Source organism: Streptomyces griseoloalbus (assembly GCA_014650015.1).
Lineage (GTDB): Bacteria > Actinomycetota > Actinomycetes > Streptomycetales > Streptomycetaceae > Streptomyces > Streptomyces griseoloalbus.
Genome location: BMUD01000062.1, coordinates 1 through 2954, shown reverse-complemented (window position 1 = coordinate 2954; position 2954 = coordinate 1). Strand labels below are relative to the sequence as shown.

The window sequence follows — 2954 nt, the reverse complement described above, 5'->3', positions numbered from 1 at the left end:
CACATCCCAGCCGGCAGCATCCACACCGGCCCCGGACGCCACCCGCGCCAGGCGAGGCACCAGCACCTCACCACCACGCACCGCCACCTCGGCCTCGTTCACCGCCAGAGCCGCACCCAACCGCTCCACGGGGAGCCCGGCGTCCGGCTCGACGTCCAGCAGACCGAATCGGCCCGGGTGCTCCGAGACGGCCGACCTCACCAGACCCCACACTGCGGCACCGGCCAGGTCACCGCCCTCCGTGGCGCCGCGCGTCACGAACACCAGCCGCGACTGCGCGCACCGGTCGTTCGCCAGCCACGACCGCACCAGCTCCAGCGCCCAGGCGGCAGCTTCGTGCACGGACCCGACGACACCGTCCGCGGTGCCGGGCACGGTGGCCAGCACCGTTGCCGGCACCTCGCCCTCCAGCGCCTCGAGTTCGGCCGCTGCCGAGACCGTCACCGGTTCGGGGGACACTTCGGCGGTCTTCGTGCCTCGCGACGGCACCCAGTCCACCTGGTAGAGGGAGTCATGGGTCGCAGCGCTGAGGTGCCCGGCCGCCAAGGGCCGGACGACCAGGGACTCCACCGAGGCGACGGGAGCACCGGCCGGGTCGGCCAGCTCCAGGGCCATGGTGCCGTCGGCGTCCCGGGTCAGCCGGACCCGCAGGGCCGAGGCGCCGGAGGCGTGCAGCGATACTCCGGCCCAGGAGAACGGCACTCCGCCGCGGCCGTCGTCGTCGAGCGCGAAGGCGTGCAGGGCGGCGTCGAACAGGGCCGGGTGGAGACCGAAGGCGCTGCCGTCCGTTGCTTCGTCGAGGGCGACGTCGGCGAACAGTTCGTCGCCCCGGCGCCACGCGGCCCGCAGGCCGCGGAACGCGGGGCCGTAGGCGAACCCGGCGTCGGCCAGCCGTTCGTAGCAGTCCGTCACATCGACCGCCCGAGCGCCCTTCGGGGGCCACACGGACGCGTCGAAGTCGGACCGCACGTGGTCCGCGGCAGCCGCCGGAGCCAGGACGCCGGTGGCGTGGACGGTCCACGGGGCCTGGACGTCGTCCTCACCCCGTGCGTGTATGCCCAGGGCGCACCGGCCGTCGGCATCGGGGGTACCGATCCGTACCTGGATCCGGATGCCTCCGTGGTCGGGCAGCACCAGCGGGGCGGAGAGGGTCAGTTCCTCGACCGTGTCGCAGCCGACCTCGTCCGCGGCGCGGATGGCCAGCTCCAGCAGGGCCGTGCCCGGCACCAGCACCGAGCCCCGCACCGCGTGGTCGGCCAGCCACGGGTGGGACTGCACCGACAGCCGGCCCGTGAACACCACCCCGTCCGAGCCCTCGGTGCCGGCCAGTTCGACGGCCGCGCCCAGCAGCGGGTGTTCGGCCGCTCCGAGCCCGGCGAACCGCACGTCCCCGGCCCGGGTCAGCGCACCGGCAGGCCAGTAGCGCTGCCGCTGGAAGGCGTAGGTCGGCAGGTCGACGGCCCGGGCCCGCACACCGGTGCCGGTGAGGAAGGCGGCCCAGTCGACCCGGGCCCCGGCCACGTGCAGCCGGGCCAGCGCGGTCAGCGCCGCCGTCTCCTCGTCGCGGTCCTTGCGCAGCAGCGGGATCAGGTGCGCCCCGTCGCCGGCGCTCTCGCGTGCCATGCCGCTGAGCACACCGTCCGGGCCGAGCTCCAGGAAGCGCGTGACGCCCTGCTCCGCCAGGACACGGATACCGTCGTCGAAGCGTACGGCCTCACGGACATGGGTCACCCAGTAAGCGGGGGTGCTGAGTTCGCCGGAAGCGGCGATACAGCCCGTTATGTTGGAGATCAGGGGCAGCCGGGGCTCGCTGAACCTCAACTCGTCGACGACCGTGCTGAAGTCGTCCAGCATCGGTTCCATCAGCGGGGAGTGGAAGGCGTGCGACACCCGCAGCCGGGACGTACGACGGCCCTGCTCCCGGAACACCTCCGCCACGGTCTCGACAGCGGCCTGGGCACCTGAAACCACGACGGAGGTCGGGCCGTTGACGGCCGCGATCGAGACTTCGCCGGTCAGGTGCGGCAGAACTTCCGCCTCCGTGGCCTCGATGGCCACCATCGCACCACCGGCGGGCAGCGCCTGCATCAGACGGCCGCGAGCGGCAACCAACGCGCAGGCGTCCGCGAGGGAGAGGACGCCCGCGATGTGCGCGGCGGCCACCTCACCGATCGAGTGTCCGGCGAGGACATCGGGGCGTACGCCCCAGGCCTCCAGGAGGCGGTACAGCGCCACTTCCAGGGCGAACAGCCCGGCCTGGGCGTAGGCGGTCCGGTTCAGCGCGTCTTCGTCCTCACCCCACACGACCTCGCGCAACGGCCGGTCCAGGTGCTCGTCCAGGCCGGCGCACACCGCGTCGAACGCCTCCGCGAACACCGGGAAGCGGGCGTGCAGTTCACGGCCCATGCCGAGGCGCTGGGAGCCCTGGCCGGAGAAGAGGAACGCCGTGCGGCCTCCATCGACCAGGCCTTCCACGACGCCCGCGTCCGGACGGCCCGCCGCGAGCGCCTCCAGGGCAGCCGGCTTGTCCTCGGCCAGCACCACGGCACGGTGGTCGAAGAGGGAGCGCTGCGTGGCCAGCGCGAACCCGAGGTCCCCGCCACGGGCCGCCGCGCCGTCTCCCGCCACGAACTCCCGCAGCCGGTCGGCCTGCGCACGCAGCGCGGCCTCACTCCTGCCGGAGAGGACCCACGGCACCGCGCCGGAGGCGGTCTCCGGTTCCGGTGTCGCGTCGGGCTCCCCCTCGACGTCGGCGTCCGGCTGTTCGAGGACGATGTGCGCGTTGGTGCCGCTGATGCCGAACGAGGACACACCCGCCCGGCGCGGCCCCGGACCCTGCGCCCACGGCACCGGCTCCGTCAGCAGTTCCACCGCACCCGCGGACCAGTCGACGTGCGACGACGGCGCGTCCACGTGCAGGGTGCGCGGCAGCACACCGTGCCGCATCGCCATCA

At 73.9% G+C, this 2954-nt stretch carries 1 protein-coding gene; it reads right to left on the bottom strand.

All coding sequences use genetic code 11. The annotated features are described in order from the left end of the window. The coding region (locus IE178_RS34915; protein ID WP_193515047.1) for an acyltransferase domain-containing protein at nt 1–2954 on the bottom strand (2954 nt) is incomplete at both ends.